Source organism: Solwaraspora sp. WMMD937 (genome assembly GCF_029581175.1).
Taxonomy (GTDB): domain Bacteria; phylum Actinomycetota; class Actinomycetes; order Mycobacteriales; family Micromonosporaceae; genus Micromonospora_E.
On sequence record NZ_CP120738.1, the window covers coordinates 5465116 to 5490902 of the forward strand.

Below are 25787 nucleotides of genomic sequence, written 5' to 3' on the forward strand. Positions count from 1 at the left end.
TGCCGGTACACCTCTCGACAGGCACTCCCCGACCGGCCGGAAACCGGGTTGGCTGGGCAGTGCCGGTCCCCGCGCGGCGGACCGCCGCGAGGACCGGCCCGACCATCCGTGTTCGTGTGAAGGAGTACGCACCATGCTCGGAACCGTCCTGCACGCCCCCGGTGACGTCCGGGTGGAGCAGCGGGAGCAGCCGACGATTGTCGCCCCGACCGACGCGATCATCCGGTTGGCCGCGACCTGCGTCTGCGGGTCCGACCTGTGGCCGTACCGGGGAATCGAGAAGATCGCCGGGCCGCAGCCGATGGGCCACGAGTACGTCGGCTACGTCGAGGAGGTCGGCGGCGAGGTCCGCACCGTACGGCCGGGGCAGTTCGTCGTCGGCTCGTTCTTCGCCTCCGACAACACCTGCGATATCTGCCGGGCCGGCTACCATACGCACTGCGTCAACCGGGAGTTCGCCACCCCCACCGGCTCGCAGGCCCAGTACGCCCGGATCCCGCTGGCCGACGGCACCCTCGTCGCCACCGCCGACGCCCCGGACGCCGACCTGGTCCCGAGCCTGCTCGCCGCCTCCGACGTGTTGGGCACCGGCTGGTTCGGCGCGGTCGCCGCCCAGGCCGGGCCGGGCCGGACGGTGGCCGTCGTCGGTGACGGCGCCGTCGGCCTGCTCGGCGTCCTGGCCGCCAAGCAGCTCGGCGCGGAGCGGATCATCGCGATGAGCCGGCACACCTCCCGGCAGAAGATCGCCCTGGAGTACGGCGCGACCGATATCGTCACCGAACGTGGTGACGAGGGTGTCGCCCGGGTCAGGGAGCTCACCGGCGGCCTCGGCGCGCACTCGGTCATCGAGGCCGTCGGCACCCAGGAGTCGATGCTCCAGGCGATCCGCTCCACCCGGGCCGGCGGGCACGTCGGCTACGTCGGCGTCGCCCACGGCGTGCAGCTGCCCGGCATGGAGCTGTTCTTCTCCGGCGTACACCTGCACGGCGGTCCCGCCCCGGTACGCCGCTTCCTGCCCGACCTGGTCGACCTGATCCTGCGCCGGGAGATCGATCCGGGCAGGGTCTTCGACCTGACCCTGCCCCTCGACCGGGCCGCCGACGCCTACCGGGCGATGGACGAACGCCGCGCCATCAAAGTTCTGCTCCGGCCCTGACCCGGCTGACGCTGCGGCGGCGGGTCGGCAGCCGCAGGGTCGGGTTGGCGACGCTCCAGGCGGCACCCTTGCAGACCAGCTCCTTGTAGACGGCGGCGAGCCGCCCGGTCAGCACCGCCGGCCTGGCCCGGTCGTCGGCGGTGACGTACTGGATCAGGCCCTCGCGGCGGCCCAGCGAGATGCACTGGTTGAAGTAGCGCAAGGGCGTGTTCGGCAGTTTCCCGCCGGTCAGCCGGGCCGCGACCGCGTCGGCGGCCTGCCAGGCGGTCGGTATTCCCGAGGCGCACGACATCCGTAGTGGCCTGTCCCCGGGGCCGATCACCCGGGCCGCGTCGCCGACCGCGTACACGTTCGGATGCGACACCGAACGCATGGTTTCGTCGACCACGATCTGGCCGCTGTCGGCGAGCGTCAATCCGGTGGTACGGGCGATCGGGTGGACGGCGAACCCGGCGGTCCAGACGGTGACCGCGGCCGGGACGGCACCGCCGTCGGCGGTGGTGACCCGGTCGGCGGCGACGCCGGTGACGGCGGTGTGCTCGTGCACGGTGATGTCGAGCCCGGCGAGGACCTTGCGCAGATGCGCGCGGCCCTTCGGCGAGAGGGCGCCGCCGAGGCCGTCGCGCACGGCGAGGGCGACGTCGAGATCCGGGCGGGCCTCGGCGATCTCGGTCGCGGCTTCCAGGCCGGTCAGGCCGCCGCCGACCACGACGACCGGCTGCCCGGCGGCGAGGCCGGCCAGCCGGTCCCGCAGCCGCAGCGCGCCGGGCCGGCTGGCGACCTCGGCGGCGTGTTCGGCGACGCCGGGGACGGCTCCCGGGTTCCAGCCGCTGCCGAGGGCGTAGACGAGGGTGTCGTAGCCGAGCACGTCGGCTCCGCTGCCGTCGGAGCCGTCGCCGGCCGCGTCCGTGACCGTGACCGTTCCGGCGTCAACGTCGACACCGGTGACCTTCGCGATCCGCAGCTCGACGCCGGTGCCGGCGAACGTCTCCCGCAGCGGTCGGGGCTTGAGGTCCTGGCCGGTCGCCAACTGGTGCATCCGGACGCGTTCGACGAAGTCGGTCTCGGCGTTGACGACGGTGATGGCGACGTTTCCGGGGTCGAGCCGCCGGGCGAGGCGGCCGGCGGCGCTGGCTCCGGCGTATCCGGCGCCGAGGACGACGATGCGGTGTCGCATGTCCTGCTCCTGTCTGTCTGCACGGGGTGTGACGCCACCTGAACCGGGCAGCCCCGCGGTTGCTGACGCGACAGCGGCGTGAAGCACCTCACACTGTGTGGTCAGAAGGCGGTGAACAGCGGTTCCCCGTGGTCGGCGGCGGCCCAGGACGCGGTGGCCCGGTGCAGCTTGTCGGGGTTGACCTGGCTGCGGACCACGGCGACGCCGTCGGCGGTGACCTGCAGGCACATGACGCCGATGACCCGGCCGTCGATGACGACCACGACCGCCGGGTCACCGTTGGCGGTCCAGGCGTACACCTCGGGTGAGCCGCCGAGCAGGGCGCGTTTGGCCGCGCCCGGGGTGAACAGGCCGCGCAGGAACTTCGCGACCGCGACGGCACCGACAACCGGCACAGCGCGGGCCGGGATGTGTCCGCCGCCGTCGCCGATCGAGACGGCGTCGCCGGTGAGCAGGCGTAGCAGCGGCTCGATCCGACCGCTGGTGGCGGCGGCCAGGAACTCTTCCACGACCCGCCGGGCGGCGACCCGGTCGACCTCGGTGCGGGCCCGGCCGTCGGCGAGGTGCCGCCGGGCCCGGTGCAGGATCTGCTGGCTGGCGGCTTCGGATACGCCGAGGATGCCGGCGATGTCGCGGTGCGGGTAGTCGAACGCCTCCCGCAGGACGTACACGGCCCGCTCGTGCGGGGTCAGGCGTTCCATCAGGGCGAGGACGGCGTACGAGACGGATTCGCGCTGCTCGGCGGTGTCGGCCGGGCCGAGCATCGGGTCGCCGGCGAGCAGCGGCTCGGGCAGCCACTGGCCGACGTACGTTTCACGGCGGGCCCGCGCGGAGGTCAACTGGCTGAGACACAGGTTGGTGAGGACCTTGGTCAGCCACGCTTCGGGGACGTCGATCCGGTCGACGTCGGCGGCCTGCCAGCGCAGGAACGTCTCCTGTACGGCGTCCTCGGCCTCACTGGCGGAGCCGAGCAGGCGGTAGGCGATCGCCGCAAGGCGCGGCCTGGCCGCTTCGAACCGGTCGACGTCGTCCGCCATCAAGGCCATGATCCGATCGTAAGCGTCGTCCGAGATGGTCAGCCGGACGTCGGCCACCGGCAACACCGACGCCGCAGTCCTCACCCATCAGGCTGTGAGGTGCCGCACGACGTTGTTGGCGAAGCTGACCAGGCGGGACCCGGCTCGGGTCCCGCCTGGTCAGATCCTCCCGCCTGGGCTATCGACCTGCGTCGACCAGGAACAGGCTCGCCGGGTCGACGCCGGGTGCGGTGCGGAGAGTCAGTAGCTCCGCGTCGGGAAACCCGCTCATCTCAAGACCGACTCTGGACAGCGCCAGAGCGCTGGCGACCGACTGCCCCTCGGCCAGGGCGGCGTAGAAGCGGGCGGCGAACGCGATCGCTGCCTTGTCGCTGATCCGATCACTCATCCCGACGGCGGCGGAGACCACCGTCGTCAGCACCTCCAGTTGTGCCGCCGAGTGGCACGAGTTCAGCACCACCAGGCGGGGCGGCCGGTCGACGGCGTTCAGCGCGTTCACGAACGTCCTGGCGCTCATCGCCGAGCTGGAGGCAGGTGAGCCGCTGCCGCCGTCGAATTCCAGCATGGATCTGCTGCCATGCCCGGAGAAGTGGACAACATGCGGGCGACAGCGCGCCAGGCCGTCCAGCAGATCGGTGTCGGTGGCGGCAGCCATCGGTTCGACGGCGACCAGCTCACGGTACGTGGCCGCCCGCACCGCTTCCCGGACGATCCGGAGGTCCTGGTCCACCCGCAGGTCACCGTGGGGGGCAGCGGTCAGGTACAGGATTCGCAGCGACCCGGCCGCTTGCGGGGAGCCGGCCGTGGGCACCGCGTCGGTCGGCGCGGACGGCGCCTGGCCTACGCCGGGTGGCGCTTTCCCTTCGGCCGTCGCCGCGCTTCTTTCGGCCTTCGCGTTGTTGCCGATGGCCACCGCCGACTCGTCGACGTTCATGTTGCTGATGTTGAAGTTGTCACCGCCCATTGTTCGGCCACACCTCTCAGTTGCTTGCCGACGAGTGGGAGCCGACTGCCACGGCACTGTTGACGAACGTGCTCTCCGAGATCGTCGTACTGTTGTTCTGGATGTAGGTCATCCGGGTCCGGTACTCGGAGGTGTCGACGTGGTGTTCCTCGAGGTAGTCGATCAGCGCCTCGGACACCGCCTTCTCGACCAGCTTCAGGTACTTCTCGGCGTCCAGGGACTGGAGGAACTTCTGCGGCGTCTCCTCGCTCGCCAGTTCCCGCACGCTGATCCGCGCACCGTAGTCGTGAACGAGGTTCTGCTGGCTGTCCTCACGCGCCCGGTCCATCCGGTTCGACAGCGTGGCGATCTGCCAGAGTGACCGCGCCGCGTGCAGTGGCGCCTTGACGGTGTCCGGCCAGAGTTTCACCGCGCTCGACACCGCCTCACCGAACCGCAGCGCCGCCGACTTCCGCAGCCGGTCTGCGACATGGTATTCCTCAAGGATCGGCGGCAACATCATGCCGAGGAACTCGGCGTACAGCCGGCCGCCTTCGACCGCCACATGAACGAAGGCGGATATGACGACTTCCTGGTTCTGCGCCGGCAGCACGAGGCGTCCGTCGCCGGTGACGACCGGTTTGCCCTCGACGCCGATGGTGATCCGCTGGTAGTAGCGCAGTCCGCCCTGCGGGTGGCGGATGATCGCAGCGATGGCTTCGGGTGAGGCCACCGAGTGCGGCCGGCGGGCCGGCTCCAGGAGCGGGTCGCCCTCACGGCGCTCGCCGTCGGCGACGATGTGGTCCGCTACCCGTACGCCGGGCACCCGCTGGTGCTCGGGCAACGCGGAATCGGTGAGCGCCCAGACCCGCTTGCGGATCGCGACGTGAATCTCGTACGGATCGACCGAGTCGTGGACGCTGACGCGGGGCTGGGGCGTCGAATCTGTGGGGGGCAGCAGGGTCGGGTCGGTCCGAAGGCTCAGGGCCATCGTCCACGAGGCGTTGCCGACCGAGGCGCCCGCTCCGAGTAGCGGGTTACGGGCGTGCACGGTGACGTTGCCGTTCTGGGTCCCGCGCACCCAGTGCAGCCGCTGGGCGATCCGCTCGTTCGGCAGTTGCGGAGCGCTGCCCGGCACATCCGCGCCGAACGCCTGCAGAATCGTCCGGAAGGCCATCATCCGGTGCACGGCGAGGGCGGCCAGGGTGCCGACCGCGAGGGCCAGTGGCAGGGCCAGCGCGAACGTGAGGAACGCGTCGATCACCGGCAGGGCACCACTCAACGGGTCGTCGCCGGCCTGCCCCGTCGGATTGTTGTTCTCGGGCGCCAGACTGGCTAACAGGAGCAGGAGCGGCGAGTAGATGCCGAGGCAGCAGAAGACGATGACCGCTGCGACGAAGTACGCCGTGCCACGAGGCCCCCTCGTGTACTTGGGGGCTCCGCGGTACTTACTCCGGTGGAGGAGCCCTGCCGCCACCAGAATCCAGGCGAGCGTCACGAACGGGAAGGTAATGAGGCCGACCAGCAGCAGCCCGGTCAGGACGCAATCCCTGATGAACAACATCTTCCGGGCCTGGAAGGAATGCCGGACCACCGGGTCGAGGTCGAAGTCGACAGAGTTCGCGACGGCACGTTGCTCGTCTCCAACCACCTCGTCGATCACCGTACGCGCAAAGTCGTTGTTGAGATAGGCCGCGCTGCACAGCATCCGGGTTATCTTGCTGAACGTGGGCGGGGGCTGGGGAGGCGTTGGCGTGTAGAAGAACGGGACATGCTGCTCTCCCGACTTCGATCCATCGGTCTCGGTACTATCGATCATGAAAGCGTCCCAAGGTCGGTGACTACACGAAGGACGGCCAGATTAGAGCCGGACGAGACACTCCAGGATCAAGAGATCAGGCTCAGTTGCCGTCCAGCCGGGAAGATCGACTTGACCGAAGGTACGAGGATGTCGGGCTCCGGTCCGATCCACTTTGATTTCGATCATGGGCGCTTCGAGGTCCAACCCGCCAACCATCAGGCATGATGGCCAATCATCGATTAATTCTGGTTTCGACAACATGGCGATGATCTATCAGGTTGCCGACAAGAGCAATTCATGTTGGTTCCCTGACGCACGGGAGACCGGAACGTGCGGCCGCTGCACCCAGAACGCTGATCTACGGTGGTCCCATGCAGGCGGAGGCGACCCGGCGGGCAACGCAGGCAGCCGCAGGTGGCACCGGCGGCGCACCAGTGCGCCAAGCGTGAAGTGGACACCGCTCAGCGACTGTTCGAGGTCGGCAGCCCGGTGGCCGCGCTGGAAGCGCTCGGACGTCTGCACGCCGGAATGCGCCGGGTCGACCTGCCCGCCACGACCAGCTCCCCGACGGCCACCGGCTCGGTGTCGAGTGGCTACGCCAACTCCGGAAGTGATGACACCCGCCTGGGCGTCTGTCGGATCGACTGCAACCGTCCGCACTGCCGTGGCGTTAGACTCGCCGGCCATGGGCCTGCTCACCTTCAGCCTCAACGTCACCCTGGACGGTTGCGTCGACCACCGGGAGGGGATTGCTGACGATGAGACGCACGCCCTCTTCACCCGCCTCATGGACGAGGCCGGGGCGATGCTGTGGGGTCGCGTCACCTACGAGTTGATGGAGAGCTACTGGCCGGCCGTCGCCCGCGGCGACCAGGAGGCGCCGCCAGCAATCCGCGCGTGGGCGGTCAAGCTGGAGGCCAAACCCAAGTACGTGGTGTCGTTGACGCGTACCGACTTCCCATGGACCAACAGCCACCACATGGCCGGCGACCTGCGTGAGGGCGTGCAGAAACTCAAGGACGCGACCCCGGCCGGGGTCCTCCTCGGCAGCGGCACGCTCGCGACCGAGCTCGACCGGCTGGACCTGATCGACGAGTACAAGCTCCTCGTCCATCCCAGGATCGCCGGCCACGGCCCGACGCTGTTCCAGGGCGGGCTGCCCGGCACCCGCCAGCTCGAACTGCTGTCGGCGCAGCCGCTGCGCAACGGCGCGGTGGCCCTGCACTACCGCCGCGCGCGCTGAAGCACGGGTACGGGTACGGGTACGGTCAGCATGTCCCGCCACAGGCGCGGGTTCTTGGCGCTGGCCACCTTGCCGGTGACACAGTCGAGCACTGCGAAGGCCCGGTCACCGTCGACGCCGGCCTCGTCCACGTACGCCTGGTCCAGGTCCTCTCCCAGCATGGACTTCACCGGGTAGCGCGACAGCTGCCGGACCCTGCCAACCCGACGATCGTGACTCATGCCAAGGAACCTAGCCGAGCATCTGAGGCTGCCGGTCAGCTCCTCGTGAGGTTGGTGACGAGGGTGCGCAGCCAGGGCTGCGCGAGTGCGTGGTCGCGTCCCACGGCGCGGGCGACGCCGTGGCGGCCGGCCCGACTGCGTCCGTACGCCACCAGCGCGGCGGCCTCCGCAAGGGCCTGCCGGGTGCGCTCGTCGCGGCCGGGTCCGGTGTCTTCGGCCAGCCACCGGTCGGGGTAGAACGAGCGGGTCAGCTTCACCTGACGGTCGCCGAAGTGCGACCAGACCCACGGATCCAGCGACACGTTGGTCACGGCGGCGGCGGGCAGCGTCCGGGTCCAGTCGGCGTGCTGCTGCCACCGGTACGTGTTCGGGCTGGTCCTGGTCCGGCGGGTGACACCCACGAAGCGCAGCTTGCGGCGGATGACCGGCCATGGCTCCCGTTCGGCGTCGATCCAGTCGCGCAGCAGGGTGAACAGTTCGGTGAACGTCGCACCCCGATACACGACGTCTACCAGGACCGCCGGCCGGTCCCGTCGGGCCAGCGTGTGTGGCGTCAGCCCGACCGCGGCGAGGAACCCTCGCCCCTGGGCCACCTCGGCGCGGGTCAACGGACGCCGCCGCCACCGGCTCCCGGACCTCACTGCCGGGCGCTGGAACGACAGCGGCAGCCGATGCAGTCGCTGGACGCCGACGAGTCCGGCGAGGACTCCGCCGAGCAGGTCGAACATCGAGTCCAACGATCTGCCGACGAAGTACAGGTCACCGTTTCCGCTGCGGGCCAGCACCTTCCCGGTGCAGGTGACGAGCTCATCGAGGAACCACAGGTCCGGCGGTGCGGCACCGTCGAGCAACGTTCCGAGCTGGTCCGGTGTGACCAGGTCCCACCGGAACGGCAAACTCTCCTGCCAGGTCCGCACTACCAGGTGAAGCCGACCGTGAACGGGGTGTTGACCGGGCTGCCAGCGCTGTTCAGGCAGGTCACGCCGACGTTCATGTCGGTGGTGCCGACCGGGTGCCAGTACTGCACGTGGCAGTGCGCGTCCTGATAGCCGAGCGCGTACGCCACGGCGTGCCCGGAGTAGTCGATGATCTGCGGGAAGTGCACCGCGTACCGTCCGGTGCCGGTGCGGGTGACGGCGTAGTCGCCGCTCACCGAGCTGTCGTTGGTCCAGGTGATCGCCGGTGCCGGCCCACCCGACGGGTACGTGTCGTCGACCGTCGCCAGCGCCGTCGGGGCGATCTGCTGCAGCAGGTTGTGGATCGTCCAGGTGATGGTGAACCGGGAGTCGACAAAGGCTCCGGAGGCGTCCCGGCACCGCACCCGGGCGATCCCGTCGGCGAGGTACGAGTCCACCTTGCACTTCACGGCCGCCGACGTGTAGGCGGTGATCTGGTAGAACGTGGTCTGCGTCTGGGCGGCCGAGGCGGGCAGCTCCACCGCGTACGAGCCGGGCGCGTCCCGCGCCACCCACGGGGTGCCGCCGCCGGCGTCGTAGCGGTACCGGCCGCTCGGGGTGTACATCGGCGAGGTCGGATTGTTGGACCAGAGGTACGACACGCCGTCGACGGCGAGCGTGGAGCCGCTGGCTTCGACGAAGTTCGCCACGAAGTACGCATCCTGCCGGGCACCGCCGGCCCCGAAGCAGTACACGTTGACCAGCAGATCGGCACCGGACGGGTACCAGGAGCCCACGGTGCAGAACCGGGCCGCCGCGCCGTACGCCTGGGCGTGGGCCACTCCCCCGCCGCCGGTCACCAGCGAGCCGAGCCCACCGAACCGCACCTGGTATGCGCCGGCACCGGACCGGGTCACGGTGATCGGCCCGCCGCCGGGATTCTTGGCGTACGAGTAGTAGGTGTGGCCGCCGGAGGTCCACGTCGGCACCGTGTAGCTGGCGGCGGTGGGGCTGCTGGCCCACACGTAGCCGGAGACGGCCGGGGTTGCGGCCGCCGAAGCCGGCGCTGCCACCGCGACGGTGGCGACCGCGCCGACCGCCGCAGCACCGAGGACGGTCGCGATTCGTCGGAGAAGCCCACTGATCATGGCCCCGACGCTAACCACCGCCGTCAACCGTCCGCGCCGGTCACGTCGCGTCCCGGGTGACCGGCTGACCCAACGGACCGATTCCGATCAGCCCACTGCGGTGACGATGTCGGCGACCTGCTGGGGCATGGACAGGAAGGGCGTGTGGGACGCGTCGAGCGCCTCGACGGACGTCGGGTTGTCGGGGAACGCGGCGTCCGCGTCGGCGATGAACTTCTGCTGGAGCGCGGGCCTGATCGCCATGTCCTGGGCGCAGGTGACGTAGGTGCGGGGGACGGAGCCCCAGCCGGACCGGGTCAGGGCGGTGGCGCCGAGCGCGATACCGGCCGGCGCGTCGGGGGTCAGCAGCGCGATGGCCGCGTCGGCAGAGTCTGGATCGATGTCGCCGAAGAACACGCTTCGAAGCTGCTGACGGTAGCCGGGCTCGACGGATGCGACGTCCAGCCTGAGCGCACCGACCGCGACGGGGTCCGCGCACAGCGACGGCCCGATGAGTTCGCCGGCGTTCTCCGGCATGTCGATGTAGGCGATCGCCGGTAGGTCCGACGCCGGCATGAACGCCGTCAGGTACACGGCGTGGGCGACCAGCTCGGGTGCCTGCTCGGCCACCCGGGTCAACACCGTGCCGCCCATGCTGTGCGCCACCACCGTCACCGGGCCGCCCCGGCCGACCTGCTTGAGCTGCGCGACGAGCAGGTCCCCGGCCTGGTCGAGGTCGACGGCGGCCACCGGGGAGACCTCGGTGGCGATCGCCTGCGGGTCGAACGGGCGCGCGTAGACCGAACGGGGCCGCCGGGCCCGCAGGCCGTGTCCGGCCATGTCCACCGCGACACTGGCCCGCCCGGTCGCCGCGACGCAGGCGGTGACTTCACTCCAGCACCAGGAGCCGTGCCAATATCCGTGCAGGAATAACAACGGTGTCGACGAACTCATAGGAATCCCTCTGTGAGACGCGCTCAGCTGATCGGTGGAACCGCCGGGCCAGGGGTGTCGACGACCCGCCGTGAGCGTACTCTTCCGTACGACGCCTCCGCAGACGAACCGAGCCCCCTGCTCACAGCCGAACTGCCAGCCGCCGCAGCCGGCACTGCGGGCGTGACTACACGGCCGCGCCGACTCCCCGCAGCACCGAGGACGGTCGCGATCCGTCGGGAAGCCCGCTGATCATGCGCCGACGCGAACCACCGGCGTCGTCCGTGCGCGCCACGTCGCGTCCCGCCAAACCAATAGGTCTGTCGCGCAACGACTACAACGCCGACTCGTCGAGGATGCGGCGCATAGACCCGAGGGGAAGCTGCGGGTTGGCGGCGGCTTCGTCGACGACCTCGGGATCAGCATCGGCGAGCAACTGCTCCAACAGGGCCGGGGTGGCATGGGCGTGCCGCGCCGCTCCGCGCCGGATGAGCGCCTCGGAGTCGGCGGCAAGCCGTTCCAGCACCGCTGTCGGCAGGTCAGGATCCTCAAGGGCGATGTACCGGATATGAGGGTCCGGATCGTCGGCGAAGGCCCGCAGCCGGTGGCGTGGAAAGTTCGGGTGCTCGACGATCGGCGGCCGGATATGGAACATCGCGCCACCCGTACGCACGAGTCGTTCAAGGACGGCGGCGGGGGCGTCCGGCCGGGCGGCGGCGTACCGGCGCACCCGCAGGTCCGGGTCGTTGTCGAGCCGTTCCCAGGCGGCGTCCGGCAGGTCATGGCAACTCGCCAGCACCCGACGGAACGGCGGATGCGGGCAGTCCAGGTACGCCAGCCGCTCGGTAATCGGCACCTCACGGAGCCAGCCCGGTTCGTCGAAGTTCCAGCTCAACGCAACGTAGGCGGCGATGCTGCCAGCGTCGGCCTCGGCCGCCACCAGCGCGAACAGCCGGTCTCTCGTGGCGGCGTCAAGGTGCGTGCTGTACGCGACTGCCACCCGCACCTGCGGTTCGTCCGACTCGATCAGCAGCTCGACCGCCTCGGCAGGCAGCTCAGGATTGGCTGCCACCGCCCGACACGCTTCGAGATCCCCGCTGCTGATCAGCTCGGTCGCCTGCTTGACGGTCAACGGCACATAGCGCGCGACGTTGACCCGGGTAGCCGGGTCGGTGAGGCACCTCTCCCGCCACTCGGCGGGTACCCCTGGGTGGCGGCGCAGGGTCGCCGCAGCACGTACCGATGGGTCGGGGTCGGCGAGCAGCCGCAGCTGCACCGCGAGTGGCCGATCAGCCCAGGTGTCCGCGACCGCCGCTCGGAGCTTCGGATCCGGCGAGTCGACCAAGCTGGACCGGCTCTCCTCGAAGGTCTCCTCAAGCGACTCGATGCCCAGCGACGAGTTCAGGTCCACCAGGTCCCGGACGAAGTTGGCGTACGCGTGCCGGATGGCAGGATCAGGATGCTCGGCGATCACGTTCCGCATCCGGATAGAGATGCGCTCGCCGTTGAGGTGGATGGCCGACTCGCTGCCGCCATGCTCCAGCAGAGCTTCCACGACGGCGTCTGCCAGCCGACCTCGCCGCAGCGATATCCCGTGGCGGCCGGCAGCATGGGCTGCCAGGCGTACCAGGAGATCGTCTGGGGTCGCCCGGTTCCTCCCCAGCCCGGACAGCTGGGGATACCTCACGTCCGTCACGACGCCACGGTAGGTGCACGTGTCCGTCCCACGCGGCCTGGCATCAGGCGGGGTTGGGGCAGCTGCACCGAAGCCCCGGTTCAAGTTCGTCGGTGAGTCGATGCCGGATGGCGTGGGCGTGACGGCCGACCTGTCGCAGCTGGTCGGCGGTCAGGCGGCGGGCCGCCCAGATCAGCTCGGCGACCTCGGCCGCGTCCGGGTGCGTCGGCTGGTCGACCCCGGCCAGGTTGATCCCGGTCAGCGCGCTGAGGTCGTCCCAAGCAACGTCGAGGAACGCGGCGAACCCGGCCAGCAGCTCGGGTGTCAACACCTTCTCGGCACCGCCGATCAAGCCGATCGTCGACCCCGACAGCGCCGGACCGTTGCCGATGCCGAACAGGTACTTGGCTGAGCCGTGCAGGTTCAGGTTCCGGTTGTGCAGCAGGCGCACCACCAGGCCACCAGCACCGCGCCGGCGTCGGTGGCGCGGTGGCACCGCTGGCGGCGAGGCCGGACGGGGTTGCTGCGGCATCGCGCGTACGAGTTGGTGCAGTTCCGGCACGGCACCCGGCAGGTACGTCAACGACCAGGCCAGCGATCCGAGCGTGCTCGACGCGGTGGCGTCCAGCGGGGTGAGATCGTCCGGCACCGGCTGACCGGCGATCACGAACAGGTCGCTCCGATGCAGGCCGAGGACGGGTCCGAGCCGACGAAGCAGCACCGGGTCCGGCTCGCCACCGTCGAGCACCGACGCGATCACGGTGTCGGCGGTGCCCGTACTGCGCGCAAGATCGCCAGCATCGAGGCCGCGCCGCCCGGCCAGCAGCGCCAACTGCACTCCGAACGCCGGCAGTTCCCGCATAGTCCCGCATCCAACCGTGCACGGCCCGCGCCGGCAAGGTGCACTCTCGACTGTCAGCCGGTCGACCCATTCCGGTTGCGCCGCCCGCCGAGCAGGATGACCGGGTGAAGGCGTTCGTGGGGGTCACCGACGGCGAGTGGCGCAGCTTCCTCGCCGCCCGGCCGCAGGTCAACGAGGTCAACTTCTGGCGGCCGGGCGGCGGCAGTTTCAAGGTCCTCACTCCCGGCGAGCCGTTCTTCTTCAAGAGCCGCTACCCGCACAACCGGATCGTCGGCGGCGGCTTCTTCAGCGGCTTCGCGAAGCTGCGGCTCTCGGAAGCGTGGGGGCTGTTCGGCGAGGCCAACGGCGCGGGCTCGCTCGCCGACATGGCCCGCGACATCGGCAAGTGCCGCAAGGATCCGATCGGGCCCGGCGAGGACCCGGTCATCGGCTGCATCTTCATCCGCGACACGGTCTTCTTCCCCGAGGGCCGGCAGCCGGAGCCGCCGCCGGAGTTCTCGCCGAACCTCACCCAGGGCAAAACGTACGACCTGTCGGCGGGCACGCACTTCGACTACTTCGAGCACCTGATGAAACTGCTGCTCGGCGGCGAGGTGCGGGGCGACCCGGAGGGCTCCTGGCACCGGCCGGGTCCGGTGTTCGGCGACCCCCGGCTCCGGCCGCAGCGCCTCGGCCAGCAGTCGTTCAAGGCGGTCGTCCTCGACACCTACTCCCGGCGCTACGCGATCACCGACAGCAAGCTACGGCCTGCGCTGCAGGCCGCGCACATCCGCCCGGTCGCCGCCGGCGGCGAGCACCGCATCGACAACGGCATGCTGCTGCGGGCCGACGTACACATCCTCTTCGACCAGGGCTACCTGGGCGTCGACCCGAAATACCGGCTGCTTGTCAGCCGACGCCTGCGCGACGACTTCGGCAACGGCGAACAGTTCTACGCCCGCGCCGGCACCCAGATCGCCGTACCCGAGCAGAAGGCCCGCCGCCCCGACCACGGCCTGCTCGAATGGCACACCGACACAGTCTTCAAGCGCTGACACTGCAGCCCACCCGGCAGTCTGTCCCATGGTCCGTGCACCGGGTGCCTACCGGAGGTCATGGCTCCCGTTGTTCACTCGCTGTACGGTCAGGGTAGCCAAGACGGTCCGATGGGGAGGATGTCGGCGTGAGTTCGGTTGAAGAGGTCAAGGCGGGGGTCGCCCGGTTCGGTGACGAGGTCGGCCAGCAAGTCGGTGCGATCCGGGCTAGCGCGGAAGCCCTCGACCGCAGTACGGCGGCGCTGCGCGGCATCACCAGCGGGTCCAGCCACTCGCAGGTGTCCGAGACGATCGCCAAGGTCGAGCAGGCGAAGCAGAAGCTGGCCGAGGCGGCGGCGCTGACGCAGAGCGCGATCGAGTCCAGCCGTGGCTACGCTGCGAGCTTCTGACTGGCTGGGAGGATCACCTGATGTCGACTGTGATCGTGCCCGCCGGGCTGAGCATGGGTCCCCGCTACCGGTACGTCCGCCCACCGGACCCGAACCCGGAGTGCTACGAGGTGCACCTCGGTGACGACCTAGTCGAGCTGACCGAAACCGAGGCCGCCGTCTGGGCCGCCGCCTTCCTCTACCCGGACCAGCACGCGAAGCTCACGGTCAACCGCAATTCCCTGGTACGCATGCTGGAAACCGCCCCGAAGCCGGAGCCGCACGCCGCACGCTACGTCGACGACCTCATCGCCCGTGGCCTGCTCGTCGAGTTCGACCCCGACGGCGACCTGCAACCAGTCTTCAGCCGACACAAGCTGCTCCCCCTCGCCCAGGGCCTCGGCGCCACTCCCGAAGCCCCCCACCAACACCGCATCGGCATCGGCGACCACGCCCTCGTTGCGCTGCCTGTCGATGTGTACGGACTTTGGTCGTTCTCCTACCGCGACGAAAACCTCTGGCGTGCCTGCGTGCTCTACGCCGACGACTCGGAGAACATCGAGGACGGCGACAAGCCTATGAGCATGACGCCGAGCCAGGTAGCGCGGGACATCGCGGGTCACCTGCCACTGCTGATAGCTGCCGGCTGCGCGTTCCTGGATCCTGTGGCGGCGGCATGAGCTGGAGGAAGGGCAATCGGCGACAGAAGCAGACCGAGCAACCATTCTCACGCCAGTGGGGCCACGAGATCGCAAAGGAAGGCAGCGGAACGGTCGTCCAGCAGTTGGGCGCAGGGCTCGGTGCCCTCGCAGGGCTGCTGAGTAGCAGATGGGGTCTGCCCCCGACTGCGGTCACGATCGCCGGTGCCCTCCTCGGCAACGCGGTGAGTGTGGTCGGCAAAGGACTGGTCAACACGATCCTTGACCGACGGCGGGAAACTCGAACGAGCGGAGGTGGTTCCGAAGCCGGCTCGGGCGGTTCCGGGAGCAGCCAGCCGCTGACCAGCATCCGCAGCCGGTACCCGGGGCACCAGGGCAGAGACCCTGCGGCAAGGAGCACGTTCATCAGGCGTGGTTCGGGTCGTACGAGCGGAGGCGGCGGCAACACGGGCTCCTACCTACACCAGCTACGCCGAATCCTCGACGACATCGAGACCCAGCAGGCGAAGCTGGCAAACGTTGCGAACGCTATGCGGGCGAGCCAGCTCGGCCTGGCCCAGTTGCTTGCTGGCGGACGGCAGGACCGTACGCAGGAGATCTACACCTGGGCAGAGCTGTCCCGCGCCAACATCGAAGAAGCTGCCGTCCTCACCCACCAGGCCACGAAGAGCCTGAAGTCGTACCTCTCCGGCCTCTGACCATCAGCCGACGAGGCTCAGGGTCACCTCAGGAGGTCAACAACCACCGAGCGTATAAGCTCTGGAGCTTCGACGGCATCGAGTGGTACGGGGAGGTCGCGATGAGCGAGACGGTGATCGAAAACCCGATCATCAACTCACCATATGTTCCACCTACCCGACATTTCGCTTTTGACCGGGACGGCATCACCAGCGAGATCGTCCCGGAGCGCCGTAAGTCCAGCTACTTCGTGCCGGTCCCCCGGCCCCGCAAGGGCTCCCGACAGCTGGAGATCCCACAGGTTGTCACCTACGACGACATCAGGGAGAACAAGCAGGTCAACGAGATTCGGGCGCGGGTGGACAACTGGCGGCGGGACGGCTGGCCAGGCGTGACGCCAGTGACCCGGCGACTGCTAGAGCACTGGGCCGATCCGGATCGGGACAACAAGATCCTCTTCTGTCAACGGGAAGCCGCCGAGACAGCGATCTTCCTGGCCGAGGCAGCGTCGAAGTGGAGCGGTGCCTGGGTCAACAACGACTTGGACGCGGTCAACGCCGAGCACAACAACGGCCTGCCCCGGCTGGCGCTCAAGATGGCCACCGGTTCCGGCAAGACGGTGGTGATGGCGATGCTGATCGCCTGGCACACCATCAACAAGGTCAACGCGCCGTACGACCGTAGCTACGCCAAGCGCTTTCTGGTCGTCACGCCTGGCCTGACCATCCGTGACCGGTTGCGAGTGCTGCTGCCGGAGGATCCGGAGAACTACTACAAGCTACGGGATCTGGTGCCCGCCGAATACCTTGCCGACCTGGGACAAGCGAAGATCGTCATCACCAACTTCCACTCGTTCCAGCAGCGCGAGACCCGTGCCGGCAGAGGGCTGCACGGCAACACGAAAGCCTTCCTCAACCCGGACCGACCCAACCCGTTCCAGGAGACACCTGCCCAGATGGTGACGCGGGTGCTCCGGCCGCTCGCCGGCAGCTCAGAGATCGTCGTGCTCAACGACGAAGCGCACCACTGCTACCGGGGCAGGTCAGCCCAGCCGGAAGACGGCGCGGCGATGATCGACAACCTCACCGGCGAAGAGCGCAAGCAGGCCCAGGAAGAGGCCGAGCATGCACGGATCTGGTTCACCGGCCTGGAGATGATCCGGGACAAGGTCGGCATCAAGCGGGTATACGACTTGTCCGCTACGCCCTTCTTCCTGGCCGGCTCCGGCTACCGCGAGGGCACCCTCTTCCCCTGGGTGGTCAGCGACTTCTCCCTGATCGACGCGATCGAGTCCGGGATTGTCAAGATCCCCCGGGTGCCGGTGGACGATGACCGGGTGTCCCGCGACGTCGCCTACCTCGACCTGTGGTCACAGATCCGCGATCAGCTGCCGCGCGGCGGGCGCCGCAAGTCGGAACCGTTCAGCGCCGAGGATCTGCCGGATCATCTGACCGCTGCGATCCATAGCCTCTACGGCTCGTACGAGAAATCCTTCAAAGCCTGGGAGACGTCGCAGGCTGCCGCGCAGGGCCAGCCGCCGCCAGTGTTCATCGTGGTGTGCAGCAACACGACGGTTTCCAAGGCGGTCTACGACTACATCGGCGGTTGGGATCGGGAAGTCCAGGACACCACCGTGCCGGTCCCCGGCAAGCTACCGCTGTTTTCCAACGTGGAGGACAGCCGTTGGCTGCACCGGCCACGTACGATCCTGGTCGACGCGGCCGAGTTCGAGTCAGGCAAGCTGTCCGACGAGTTCCGCCGCGCCGCAGGTCGTGAGATCGAGGAGTTCAAGCAGGAGTACGCGCAGCGCTTCCCTGGCCGATCCGCCGACGACCTCGGCGATGTGGAGCTGCTGCGCGAGGTGATGAACACCGTCGGCAAGGCGGGCAAGCTCGGCGAACCGGTGCGCTGCGTGGTCAGCGTGTCGATGCTGACCGAAGGCTGGGACGCCAACACGGTCACGCACATCCTCGGCGTCCGCGCGTTCGGCACCCAGTTGATCTGCGAGCAGGTAGTGGGCCGAGGGCTGCGGCGCAGGTCGTACGCCGTCGACGAGAACGGCATGTTCACCCCCGAGTACGCCGACGTCTACGGCGTGCCGTTCCAGTTCATCCCGACGGTGGCCGCCAGCCGCGAGCTGACACTTAAGCCGACCCGACACGTTCGCGCCGAACCGGACCGGGCCAAGTTGACGATCACCTTCCCCAGGGTTGTCGGTTACCACGTGGAGATGCCGGATCAGAAGCTGATCGCCGATCTGTCGGTGCCCGAGGCCAGGATGGTGCTGTCCAAGGCCGATTTCCCCACGGTCACTGTCGTTTCCGGGCTGACAGGCGAAACCGATGAGCACGACTTGGAGAAGCTCCGGCAAGCGCGGGAGCAGCAGATCGCGTACGCACTCGCAGCTCGGGTGTTGGAACGCAAGTTGCGCAACAGCGACCAGGACCCGAAGCCGTGGTACTTTCCGCAGCTACTGACCATCACCCGACAGTGGATGGACGAGTGCGTGACGCTGCACGACGACGCCTTCTACGGGATGTTGAGGCTGCGCGAGGCCGAGGCTGCGGAGAAGATCTACCAGACGATCAGTCAGCAGGGCGACCGGGAGAAGTACGTGCTGCCGGTGCTGCGCTCAGCTGACCCGGTCGGCTCGACCGCAGTGGTCGACTTCCACACCACCCGCGAGGTCTTCGTGACCCGGCCCGACCGCTGCCCGGTCAACTTCGTCACGCTGGACGGCTCCGGCGGCAACGCCTGGGAGCGGTCGGTCGCGCAGGCTCTTGAGTCGATGGATGACGTCGCGGCGTATGTCAAGAACGACCACCTCGACTTCGCGATCCCGTACGAGCATGCCGGCCGCACCCACCGGTTCTACCCGGATTTCCTGGTCCGGCTGGCCGACCGAGGCGACGGGGTCACCCGCACCCTGATGGTCGAGGTCTCCGGCGGCCGTAAGGCACCAGGTCAGACGGCGCAGAAGGCGTGGGCGGCGCGCAACATGTGGGTCCCGGCGGTCAACAACAGCGGCCGGTTCGGCCGGTGGAGCTTCTGCGAGCTGCGCGACCCGACCCGGGCCAAGTTGGACCTCGCCCCGGCGATCGCCGCGCTGTACGCCGGGACCGGGCTCTCTACTTTTACTGATCTGATGCTGGACGAGGAAGGGGCTACCTGATGCCACCGAGAGCGAAGGGGACGACCGCCAAAGCGGGTGCTCCGCTTCAGGTCATCCGCCACGAGGACAAGCGGGTCAACAACCCGACGGCAGGCAATCAGGACCTGCTGACTCCGGAGGCTGCCCGCATCGATCAGTACATTGCGAAGCGAGACCCGAACCTGGATCCGCAGCTCGTCTGGACCGGCAAGGAAGCTCAGGACACCGAGGACCTGGTCGTCGAGGCACCGCCGATCTACATTCAGGAGAAGATCGCCCCGCGTACGTTGATCGACGAATTACGTCAGGCGACGAAACGCGCCGAACCAGACGCCGATCAGCTTGACCTGTTCGCCAACGACTACCGTGACTTCGACGGGCTCGACTCGTGGGAGTCAGTCGAGTTTTACCAACACGAGGCGGACTGGTCCAACAGAATGATCCTCGGCGACTCGCTGCGGGTAATGGCATCGCTGGCCGAAAAGGAACGGATGCGCGGCAAAGTCCAGATGATCTACCTCGACCCGCCGTACGGGATCAAGTTCGGCTCGAACTGGCAGCGGTCCATCCGCAAACGAGATGTCAAGGATGGAAGTCCTTCCGACACCACTCGGGAGGTGGAGCAGATCAAGGCATTCCGTGACACCTGGGAGCTGGGCATCCACTCCTACCTTTCCTACTTGCGAGACCGTCTTACGGTCGCTCGAGACCTGCTTACCGAGTCGGGTAGCATCTTCGTGCAGATCGGCGACGAGAACGTCCACTTGGTTCGCACCCTTCTTGATGAGGTCTTCGGTCCCGAAAATTTCCAGGCACTAATTAGCTTTAAGAGCATGGGGGCGCTCGGGCAAAGCGGGCTCGCCAAGACGTATGACTATTTGATCTGGTACGCATCAAACGCTCAACACATAAAGTTTAGACCCCTATTTCAGAAGCAAAGATTCGAGGGAGATCCGGAATACCGCTACGTGGATGACCCAAAATCGCTCACTGGGTACCGAACGCTTGCTACAGGAGAACCACTCCCAGAAGGCTACAAAGGCCTGTTTCGACGATCAACCCTGACATCTTCGGGATACACTCCAACCTGCACCTTTGACTTTGAATTCAAAGGAAAAACATACCGTCCGTTCAGCAATAAAAGTTGGCGGACCAATATGGCCGGAATGCGTCAACTACTTGACCTTGACAGGATCTTCGTCCTGGGAGGTAATCCATACTTCAAGCGCTACGCCTCCGACTTTGATCTTCTTAAGATAGAGAACTGCTGGAATGACCCACCGCCGGCCTTTGCGCGTCGATACGTAGTGGAAACAGCAACAAAGTTTGTTGAACGCTGCATGCTGATGTGTACGGATCCAGGGGATCTCGTGCTAGATCCAACGTGCGGGTCGGGGACGACAGCGTTCGTTGCGGAACAGTGGGGGCGGCGATGGATCACCATCGACACCTCCCGGGTGGCTCTCGCACTCGCCCGGCAGCGCATCATTGGCGCGAAGTACCCCGCGTATCTGCTGGCAGACTCGCACGAGGGCCGCGCAAAGGAGCGGGAACTGTCCGGAGCCGACGCTCCGCTCGGACCACCCACCAGCGATGTCCGCAAGGGTTTCGTCTATGAGCGCGTGCCACACATTACACTCAAGTCGATAGCGAACAATCCGGATATTAAGGAAGGAATGACTCGGCAAGAAATCGACGCAGCGATCAAGCGTCATGCCGACACGGAACTGCTTTACGACCGACCCTACGAGGACAAGAAGAAGCTCCGAGTAGCTGGCAAGTTTACGGTCGAGAGTCTGTCACCGCACCGCTCGCCCACGTTCAACATCGGCGCTGATCAGCCTGCTACCGCCGATGCCGACAGCTATCTCAAGACGATCTTTGACAATCTGACGAAGGCTGGCGTCCAGAATGGTTGGCGCAAGGATCGGCTTGAGTTCGCCTCGCTCACTCCGCACGCTGGGAAGCTCATCCACGCAGAAGGCGCACAGCGCAACGGAGGCGAGGAGACACCAACTCGGATCGCGGTCAGTGTGGGACCGCAGTACGGCACCGTGGATGCGGACTGGATCAAGCAGGCCGCCCGCGAATCGCTGCGTGGTGTCGGCTTCGACATGCTGCTTGTCTGCGGGTTCAGCTTTGACGCCTTGGCCGGCTCGGCCGTCAACGAGTTTACCCCCGAGAGCAGTGACGACTTCGCTACGGTTGCGGAGCAGCGGAAGCTCGGTCGGCTGCCCATCCTCCTAGTGCGGATGAACGCCGACCTGGCGATGGGTGACACTTTGCTCAAGAAAACCGGGACCGCAAACCTGTTCACGGTCTTCGGCGAGCCGGACGTCGCCAAGCACGAGACTCCCGACGGGCTAGTGGTCGAGATCCGCGGCGTAGACGTCTACAACCCTACGACCGGTGAGCTGCGCGGCGAGGGCGGTACCGACGACATCGCGATGTGGATGCTCGACACCGACTACAACGAGGAAGAGTTCTGCGTCAGGCACATCTATTTCGCTGGTAGCGAGGGCAAGCCTGACGGTCTCGACCCGTACGCCCGCTTGCGCAAAGTCCTGCGAGCAGAGGTCGACGATGCCGCATGGGCATCGCTGTACTCAACCCGATCGCGGCCCTTCCCTCGACCCCAGTCAGGCAAGTTCGCAGTCAAGGTAATCAATCACTACGGCGACGAAGTCCTCCAAGTCTACGACGCTTGAGCACCCGAATTTTGATGATCAGGTCTGTCAGCAAATCGTCTCCCCTCCGGATGCCCGGGGCAGCAGTGTATAGCGACCAGGGGATGCGGCACAGCGTCACCGGCCACTCGTGCCTATAGGTTAAACGGCTAGACCAGCTGGAGTTCGCCCATTTATCCATGCCGGCACAGTTGCGCTAGTCTCGGTTGCGGCAGAAAGGCAAGCTATGTCCAACTTCGCCCATCCAACGACCTCGGCTCATCAGCGGAGAATGCTCGAACTGTTGCAGAAGCCCGATGACGATATGTCACCAGCTCCGGTCACCCTAACAACAGCCCTACTCGAAATGGAGGCTTGGGCAAGCGACGAGCGTTCTTACGAACATCACAACCATGCGACGGGATGGGAAACCTGCTACGCTGCGCTCAAATGGGCCCACAAGAACTGCGGGCCTAAATTAGTAGCACTTATCCGCGACGAATTTCAGGCGGTCGAACACGCGTTCCCACAGAACGAATCACAACGGAAAGATAAGGGTATCCGTTCAAAATTTGCTGCGGCTTTGCATGACGTCATCCAGATCACGAAATCCGGGCGCGGTCGCGAACAGGCATTCATGGATTTCGTCTCTTCAACCAGGCAGGCGGCCTCCTCGCGCAGAATGCTTTATACCAGAGATACCCTGTTGGATTTGCTGGACATGGCCGAGTGGTCACGCCGAGAGACCGCTATGCAGCTGACCGGCATTCTTGGGGGTGATCGGTGGCACGTAGATAGGGCGTTGGAGACACTAAAGCCGAGCCGTCCCGAAGAGGCGGAGTCGACCCAAGCATCAGAGTCAGGTGGCCCGTCATACGATCAGCCGACAAGGCTCGCTGCCACCTTTCTGATGGCCGATCAGCCGAGGGGCGTCAACATTATTTGGCTGGCTTACGATCGAACCGTCATTAGAGGGAACTGGATTCCCACACCGGAAATCCAGATCTTCCCGGCAGATTGGCTTATTCCCAATCTCACCTCCATCGGTAGCGCCAACCGTGCGAGTGTTCCGTCTGAGCTGAGGGAAGCCTACGACCTAGTACGGCAGCCGCCATTTGCTAGTTGACCAGGGCGTATTCGCGGTTGAGTCGGGTGCGTTGGTGGAACCAGCGGGCTCGGGCCTGGTGGCGTCGTCGCCAGGTCAGCCAGTTGAGGGCGTGGTCGGGTGGTTGTGGGTGGTGGAGGGCGTCAGCGAGAAGCCGTCCTATCTCGGGCACGGTCAGTGGGATCAGTCCGGGCTCGGTCGGTGGCGGCTGGTCGGGTGTGGTCGGTGGGGGTGCCTGGCTGTCGGTGCGGTGGCGTAGCCGCGCGGCGGTGACCGCGCAGACGGCGAGGGCGGCCATGACCAGCACGGTGTGCCGGGCGATCGCCCCGTGCAGGCGGGCCTGGCACTGGTCCAGGCCGAAGTGGTCCTTGCCGAACTCGAAGCATTCCTCGACCGGCCACCGCAGGCCGGCGGCGCGGACCAGCCGCGACACGACCACCGGCTGCCCCTCGGGCACGAAGCAGTAGTGAAACGCCAGTTCACCGGTGGCCAGGTGACGACGCACGAGGAGATGGTGGCGGGGTGAGGCGGTGGCGATCCACGCCCACGCGTACCAGCGGTGTCCCTTCGACCCGGCACCGGCCGAGCGGACCTGCCAGCCACGACCGCGCCTGCCGGCGAGTCCCGTGACGGCTTGCGTGCAGGCCAGCCTGTCACCGGACGGCATCTGGATCATGAACGTGGAGGCGACCCGCAGCACGTACGCCTGCCCACGTTGTTCGAGGAACTCCCTCAGTTCGGTACAGCCGCCGTACACCTCGTCACCGCAGATCACGTCGAAGGTCAAGCCGTCGGCGTACGCGTGGGTGCACAGGTCGATCGCGAGTTGGCCCTTCGTGCGGAACTGCGTGTCCGTCGGCAGCCCCGTCCGCGCGGCGGTGTCCGGGTCGGTGATCTGCTCGGCGGGGATCCACTGCCGGGCGGCGACCAGGGCGTGCCCGGTCCGTTCCCGCACATAGGCCAGGTGGACCGTGTTGATGCCGTTGGCGACCCGACCGGCGCATCCCATGTACTGCCGTTTCACCCCGGCCGTCCCGGTGCCCTGCTTCGGCTGCCCGGTCTCGTCCAGCGCCCCCACCACCAACCCACGCCGCCGGCCGGCCGCCGTGTCCAACCCGGCCGCCGCGTACCGCCGCACCTGGCTCGCCACACCCTCGGCGTCCCACACCGCCCGGTTCAACAACCGCTGAGTCCGGTCCGGCGTGGCATCCCCGACATGCTCGGCGATGGTCCACCCGTTGCGTTTCGGCATCCTGCTGACCAGCGCCGACACGTACCGGCCCGCGTGCAGCCACGTCCGCACCTGGACGAAACAGGACCGCGTTCGCTCCAACAGTTCGGCCCGTGCGCGCTCAGCGCGGGCGGCCGCTACCCTGGCAGCAGCAGCCGCCTTCGATCTTGTTGTCCTCACAAACACATGATCAACAGGCGGCTGCGTCTACGTCGCACCACCCTGCCAACGCGTCCTACCTGGTCACAGCCCTAATGGCGGCTGCCGTACTAGGATTGCTGCTCTTCGACCTTCCCGAAGGCGCCGACCTTACGTATGTACGACTCGACACAGGGTCAGGCACCGCAGCGACAGCAGTTAAGCAGGCAAACCTAGCAATGGAATGGCTCGCCAGCCTCGCGAGACCCGAGGGCTTGCACGGTTGGCGAGAACTACAAGGACACCTACACTTTCTCGACGGGCGTCTCGTATCAGCGATCCCCTTCCTTCCAAACCTTGATATCGCCTCACTTACCTGGCAACACGAGGAGAATGGCGACGCCATCGTTTGGCAAATGAAAAGAAACGGTGAGTTGGTCCTGCACAATGGGCTGCCCGCAGGCTCCCTGGACGCCGCACGATGGCTGCGAGCGTGTCACGATGTTAAAGGTGCGCCAAGCCTCCTCATGGCTGGCCGAGTTGTCGAATACGTAGCCAGTCGAGCGGACATGACATGGGATAGGTTTCTTATGTACCTCCCTGATCGATGGATTCTCCATCAAATCGCGAGAACAACACATAGATGGATATGGCAGTTTCTTGCAACGCGAGGAACTACTGGCCCGGACGGACCCGACCAAGCTCGCCAGGCATTCTTGCGCCTGGACGAAAACGACCCACAGAGCTCACTCAAGGAACTGAAACTCTGCGTCGAACTAGCCTCTGGCGATCGAGATTCACTTCTTTCTCTGCTATTGAAGGAGCGCCTGAAACAGCTAACGACTTCGGCGGCCTTCGAGAACGCAGCCAGAAACCTGCGTAGCGATTTCACTTTGATGGTTAATACCTTTGTGCGGTATCGAAATTCCGTAGCCCATGGCGGTCCCATCCCCGAAAATCGCACCAACAGAACTAGGGAATTCTGTATATCAATGGCAGAGTGGTCATACAACGAACTCCTTGAGACAACGCGCAGGCGCCAGAACCTGAAAGACCACCTGCACTCCAAGGCAAATGTAGCAAATGGCATTCTATTAGCTGCTAGCCGAGTATCCGCGCCGATCGACGAACTCATCGGGTGTTCTATTCGATTTTAGGAAGCGACGTTCATACCAAGCGTTGGAGGACACTGGGCCACTTCGCTATACGCGAAAGATGATCAAGAACATCGTAGTTCAACTCGCATCGATACCGGACCACCCCTACGTCTAGTCAATTCCGATGCCGCCAGCGTCCCTAGGTTTGCTAGCGAACCTAGGGTCGGTCGAAACGCGGCCCAGAAAGCATATGGCATCAACGGCATGCACTACCACTCGGTGCCGAAAAGCCTTCGCTACAAGATCGAACGACCTACGTCGTCGACTCATCCGGATCAACTACGAAGACACCGACGCCGGGTACGCCAACAACCAAGCCCTCGGCCTTGAGCGCGATCATGGCGTTACGGACGACGATCGCCGACACGTCGTGCTCGGCACAGAGCTGCGAGGTGGACGGTAGCTTCGCGCCCGGCGGCAGCTCGCCGGTCTCAATCTGCTTGCGGATGTGGGCGGCGAGACCCACCCACTTGGCGTTCGGTGGCATGGCGGTACTCCCTGGTCAGCACCGCCATTTGATCACCTCTGC

21 protein-coding genes are annotated in these 25787 nt (G+C 66.7%); 9 read left to right on the plus strand and 12 right to left on the minus strand.

The window, feature by feature from the left end; translation table 11 throughout:
• Window positions 1-133: 133 nt before the first annotated feature.
• On the plus strand, window positions 134-1156 hold the full coding sequence (locus O7621_RS24105; RefSeq protein ID WP_282231357.1) for a zinc-dependent alcohol dehydrogenase family protein: 1023 nt from the start codon (window positions 134-136) through the stop codon (window positions 1154-1156).
• Here O7621_RS24105 and O7621_RS24110 read toward each other — a convergent pair.
• The 4 genes from O7621_RS24110 to O7621_RS24125 all read right to left on the minus strand — a co-directional run bounded on the left by O7621_RS24110 (window position 1134) and on the right by O7621_RS24125 (window position 6132).
• A complete protein-coding gene (locus O7621_RS24110; RefSeq protein WP_282231358.1) occupies window positions 1134-2333 on the minus strand; it encodes an FAD-dependent oxidoreductase in 1200 nt (399 codons plus the stop codon). The two genes, O7621_RS24105 and O7621_RS24110, sit on opposite strands and share 23 nt — an antisense overlap.
• Before the next feature lie 101 nt (window positions 2334-2434).
• Window positions 2435-3379: an RNA polymerase sigma-70 factor gene (locus O7621_RS24115; protein ID WP_282231359.1), complete on the minus strand. Its 945-nt coding sequence runs from the start codon at window positions 3377-3379 to the stop codon at window positions 2435-2437.
• A gap of 169 nt (window positions 3380-3548) precedes the next feature.
• Entirely contained in the window at window positions 3549-4334 is a 786-nt protein-coding gene (locus O7621_RS24120; protein ID WP_282231360.1) for a CHAT domain-containing protein, read from the minus strand.
• A 16-nt stretch (window positions 4335-4350) separates the two neighbouring features.
• Window positions 4351-6132 carry a hypothetical protein gene (locus tag O7621_RS24125; protein ID WP_282231361.1) on the minus strand — a complete coding sequence of 594 codons (1782 nt, stop codon included), beginning with the start codon at window positions 6130-6132 and terminating at the stop codon, window positions 4351-4353.
• A gap of 667 nt (window positions 6133-6799) precedes the next feature.
• On the opposite strand from O7621_RS24125, the gene O7621_RS24130 reads away from it, so the two are divergent.
• Entirely contained in the window at window positions 6800-7357 is a 558-nt protein-coding gene (locus tag O7621_RS24130; RefSeq protein ID WP_282231362.1) for a dihydrofolate reductase family protein, read from the plus strand.
• Here O7621_RS24130 and O7621_RS24135 read toward each other — a convergent pair.
• The 6 genes from O7621_RS24135 to O7621_RS24160 all read right to left on the minus strand — a co-directional run bounded on the left by O7621_RS24135 (window position 7339) and on the right by O7621_RS24160 (window position 13071).
• Window positions 7339-7578, minus strand: a complete 240-nt coding sequence (locus tag O7621_RS24135) for an MOSC N-terminal beta barrel domain-containing protein (protein ID WP_282231363.1) — start codon at window positions 7576-7578, stop codon at window positions 7339-7341. The two genes, O7621_RS24130 and O7621_RS24135, sit on opposite strands and share 19 nt — an antisense overlap.
• A gap of 35 nt (window positions 7579-7613) precedes the next feature.
• Window positions 7614-8474 carry a hypothetical protein gene (locus O7621_RS24140; protein WP_282231364.1) on the minus strand — a complete coding sequence of 287 codons (861 nt, stop codon included), beginning with the start codon at window positions 8472-8474 and terminating at the stop codon, window positions 7614-7616.
• Window positions 8475-8494: 20 nt separating this feature from the next.
• Window positions 8495-9622: a hypothetical protein gene (locus tag O7621_RS24145; protein WP_282231365.1), complete on the minus strand. Its 1128-nt coding sequence runs from the start codon at window positions 9620-9622 to the stop codon at window positions 8495-8497.
• A gap of 87 nt (window positions 9623-9709) precedes the next feature.
• Window positions 9710-10555, minus strand: coding sequence for an alpha/beta fold hydrolase (locus tag O7621_RS24150; RefSeq protein WP_282231366.1), 846 nt, complete (start codon window positions 10553-10555; stop codon window positions 9710-9712).
• A gap of 313 nt (window positions 10556-10868) precedes the next feature.
• Window positions 10869-12230, minus strand: coding sequence for a hypothetical protein (locus O7621_RS24155; protein ID WP_282231367.1), 1362 nt, complete (start codon window positions 12228-12230; stop codon window positions 10869-10871).
• Window positions 12231-12273: 43 nt separating this feature from the next.
• Complete coding sequence (locus tag O7621_RS24160) at window positions 12274-13071, minus strand: XRE family transcriptional regulator (RefSeq protein ID WP_282231368.1); 798 nt, start codon at window positions 13069-13071, stop codon at window positions 12274-12276.
• Between the two features lie 104 nt (window positions 13072-13175).
• Between O7621_RS24160 and O7621_RS24165 the strand changes: the two genes are divergently transcribed.
• From O7621_RS24165 to O7621_RS24195, 7 genes are all read left to right on the plus strand, one after another.
• Window positions 13176-14105 (plus strand): HNH endonuclease, encoded by a 930-nt coding sequence (locus O7621_RS24165; RefSeq protein ID WP_282231369.1) that lies wholly within the window; start codon window positions 13176-13178, stop codon window positions 14103-14105.
• A gap of 128 nt (window positions 14106-14233) precedes the next feature.
• The gene (locus O7621_RS24170; RefSeq protein ID WP_282231370.1) at window positions 14234-14494 is read left to right on the plus strand and encodes a hypothetical protein; all 261 of its coding nucleotides are present in this window, start codon (window positions 14234-14236) and stop codon (window positions 14492-14494) included.
• A 20-nt stretch (window positions 14495-14514) separates the two neighbouring features.
• Window positions 14515-15153, plus strand: a complete 639-nt coding sequence (locus O7621_RS24175; protein ID WP_282231371.1) for a hypothetical protein — start codon at window positions 14515-14517, stop codon at window positions 15151-15153.
• Between the two features lie 509 nt (window positions 15154-15662).
• Window positions 15663-15830 carry a hypothetical protein gene (locus tag O7621_RS24180; protein WP_282231372.1) on the plus strand — a complete coding sequence of 56 codons (168 nt, stop codon included), beginning with the start codon at window positions 15663-15665 and terminating at the stop codon, window positions 15828-15830.
• A gap of 101 nt (window positions 15831-15931) precedes the next feature.
• A complete protein-coding gene (locus O7621_RS24185; RefSeq protein ID WP_282231373.1) occupies window positions 15932-18982 on the plus strand; it encodes a DEAD/DEAH box helicase family protein in 3051 nt (1016 codons plus the stop codon).
• On the plus strand, window positions 18982-21669 hold the full coding sequence (locus tag O7621_RS24190) for a site-specific DNA-methyltransferase (protein WP_282231374.1): 2688 nt from the start codon (window positions 18982-18984) through the stop codon (window positions 21667-21669). Before O7621_RS24185 ends, O7621_RS24190 begins: the two co-directional genes overlap by 1 nt.
• A gap of 250 nt (window positions 21670-21919) precedes the next feature.
• The gene (locus O7621_RS24195) at window positions 21920-22753 is read left to right on the plus strand and encodes a hypothetical protein (RefSeq protein ID WP_282231375.1); all 834 of its coding nucleotides are present in this window, start codon (window positions 21920-21922) and stop codon (window positions 22751-22753) included.
• On the opposite strand, the gene O7621_RS24200 is transcribed toward O7621_RS24195, so the two are convergent.
• Both O7621_RS24200 and O7621_RS24205 read right to left on the minus strand, forming a co-directional pair.
• Window positions 22746-24035 (minus strand): IS701 family transposase, encoded by a 1290-nt coding sequence (locus tag O7621_RS24200; protein WP_282230471.1) that lies wholly within the window; start codon window positions 24033-24035, stop codon window positions 22746-22748. The genes O7621_RS24195 and O7621_RS24200 overlap by 8 nt on opposite strands.
• Before the next feature lie 1476 nt (window positions 24036-25511).
• The gene (locus tag O7621_RS24205) at window positions 25512-25745 is read right to left on the minus strand and encodes a winged helix-turn-helix domain-containing protein (RefSeq protein ID WP_282231376.1); all 234 of its coding nucleotides are present in this window, start codon (window positions 25743-25745) and stop codon (window positions 25512-25514) included.
• Window positions 25746-25787: the final 42 nt, after the last annotated feature.

Coding starts and splice junctions, on each gene's coding strand:
- O7621_RS24105 (WP_282231357.1), top strand. CDS start 134: ATGCTCGGAACCGTCCTGCACGCCCCCGGTGACGTCCGGGTGGAGCAG.
- O7621_RS24110 (WP_282231358.1), bottom strand. CDS start 2,333: ATGCGACACCGCATCGTCGTCCTCGGCGCCGGATACGCCGGAGCCAGC.
- O7621_RS24115 (WP_282231359.1), bottom strand. CDS start 3,379: ATGGCCTTGATGGCGGACGACGTCGACCGGTTCGAAGCGGCCAGGCCG.
- O7621_RS24120 (WP_282231360.1), bottom strand. CDS start 4,334: ATGGGCGGTGACAACTTCAACATCAGCAACATGAACGTCGACGAGTCG.
- O7621_RS24125 (WP_282231361.1), bottom strand. CDS start 6,132: ATGATCGATAGTACCGAGACCGATGGATCGAAGTCGGGAGAGCAGCAT.
- O7621_RS24130 (WP_282231362.1), top strand. CDS start 6,800: ATGGGCCTGCTCACCTTCAGCCTCAACGTCACCCTGGACGGTTGCGTC.
- O7621_RS24135 (WP_282231363.1), bottom strand. CDS start 7,578: ATGAGTCACGATCGTCGGGTTGGCAGGGTCCGGCAGCTGTCGCGCTAC.
- O7621_RS24145 (WP_282231365.1), bottom strand. CDS start 9,622: ATGATCAGTGGGCTTCTCCGACGAATCGCGACCGTCCTCGGTGCTGCG.
- O7621_RS24150 (WP_282231366.1), bottom strand. CDS start 10,555: ATGAGTTCGTCGACACCGTTGTTATTCCTGCACGGATATTGGCACGGC.
- O7621_RS24160 (WP_282231368.1), bottom strand. CDS start 13,071: ATGCGGGAACTGCCGGCGTTCGGAGTGCAGTTGGCGCTGCTGGCCGGG.
- O7621_RS24175 (WP_282231371.1), top strand. CDS start 14,515: ATGTCGACTGTGATCGTGCCCGCCGGGCTGAGCATGGGTCCCCGCTAC.
- O7621_RS24180 (WP_282231372.1), top strand. CDS start 15,663: ATGCGGGCGAGCCAGCTCGGCCTGGCCCAGTTGCTTGCTGGCGGACGG.
- O7621_RS24185 (WP_282231373.1), top strand. CDS start 15,932: ATGAGCGAGACGGTGATCGAAAACCCGATCATCAACTCACCATATGTT.
- O7621_RS24190 (WP_282231374.1), top strand. CDS start 18,982: ATGCCACCGAGAGCGAAGGGGACGACCGCCAAAGCGGGTGCTCCGCTT.
- O7621_RS24195 (WP_282231375.1), top strand. CDS start 21,920: ATGCTCGAACTGTTGCAGAAGCCCGATGACGATATGTCACCAGCTCCG.
- O7621_RS24205 (WP_282231376.1), bottom strand. CDS start 25,745: ATGCCACCGAACGCCAAGTGGGTGGGTCTCGCCGCCCACATCCGCAAG.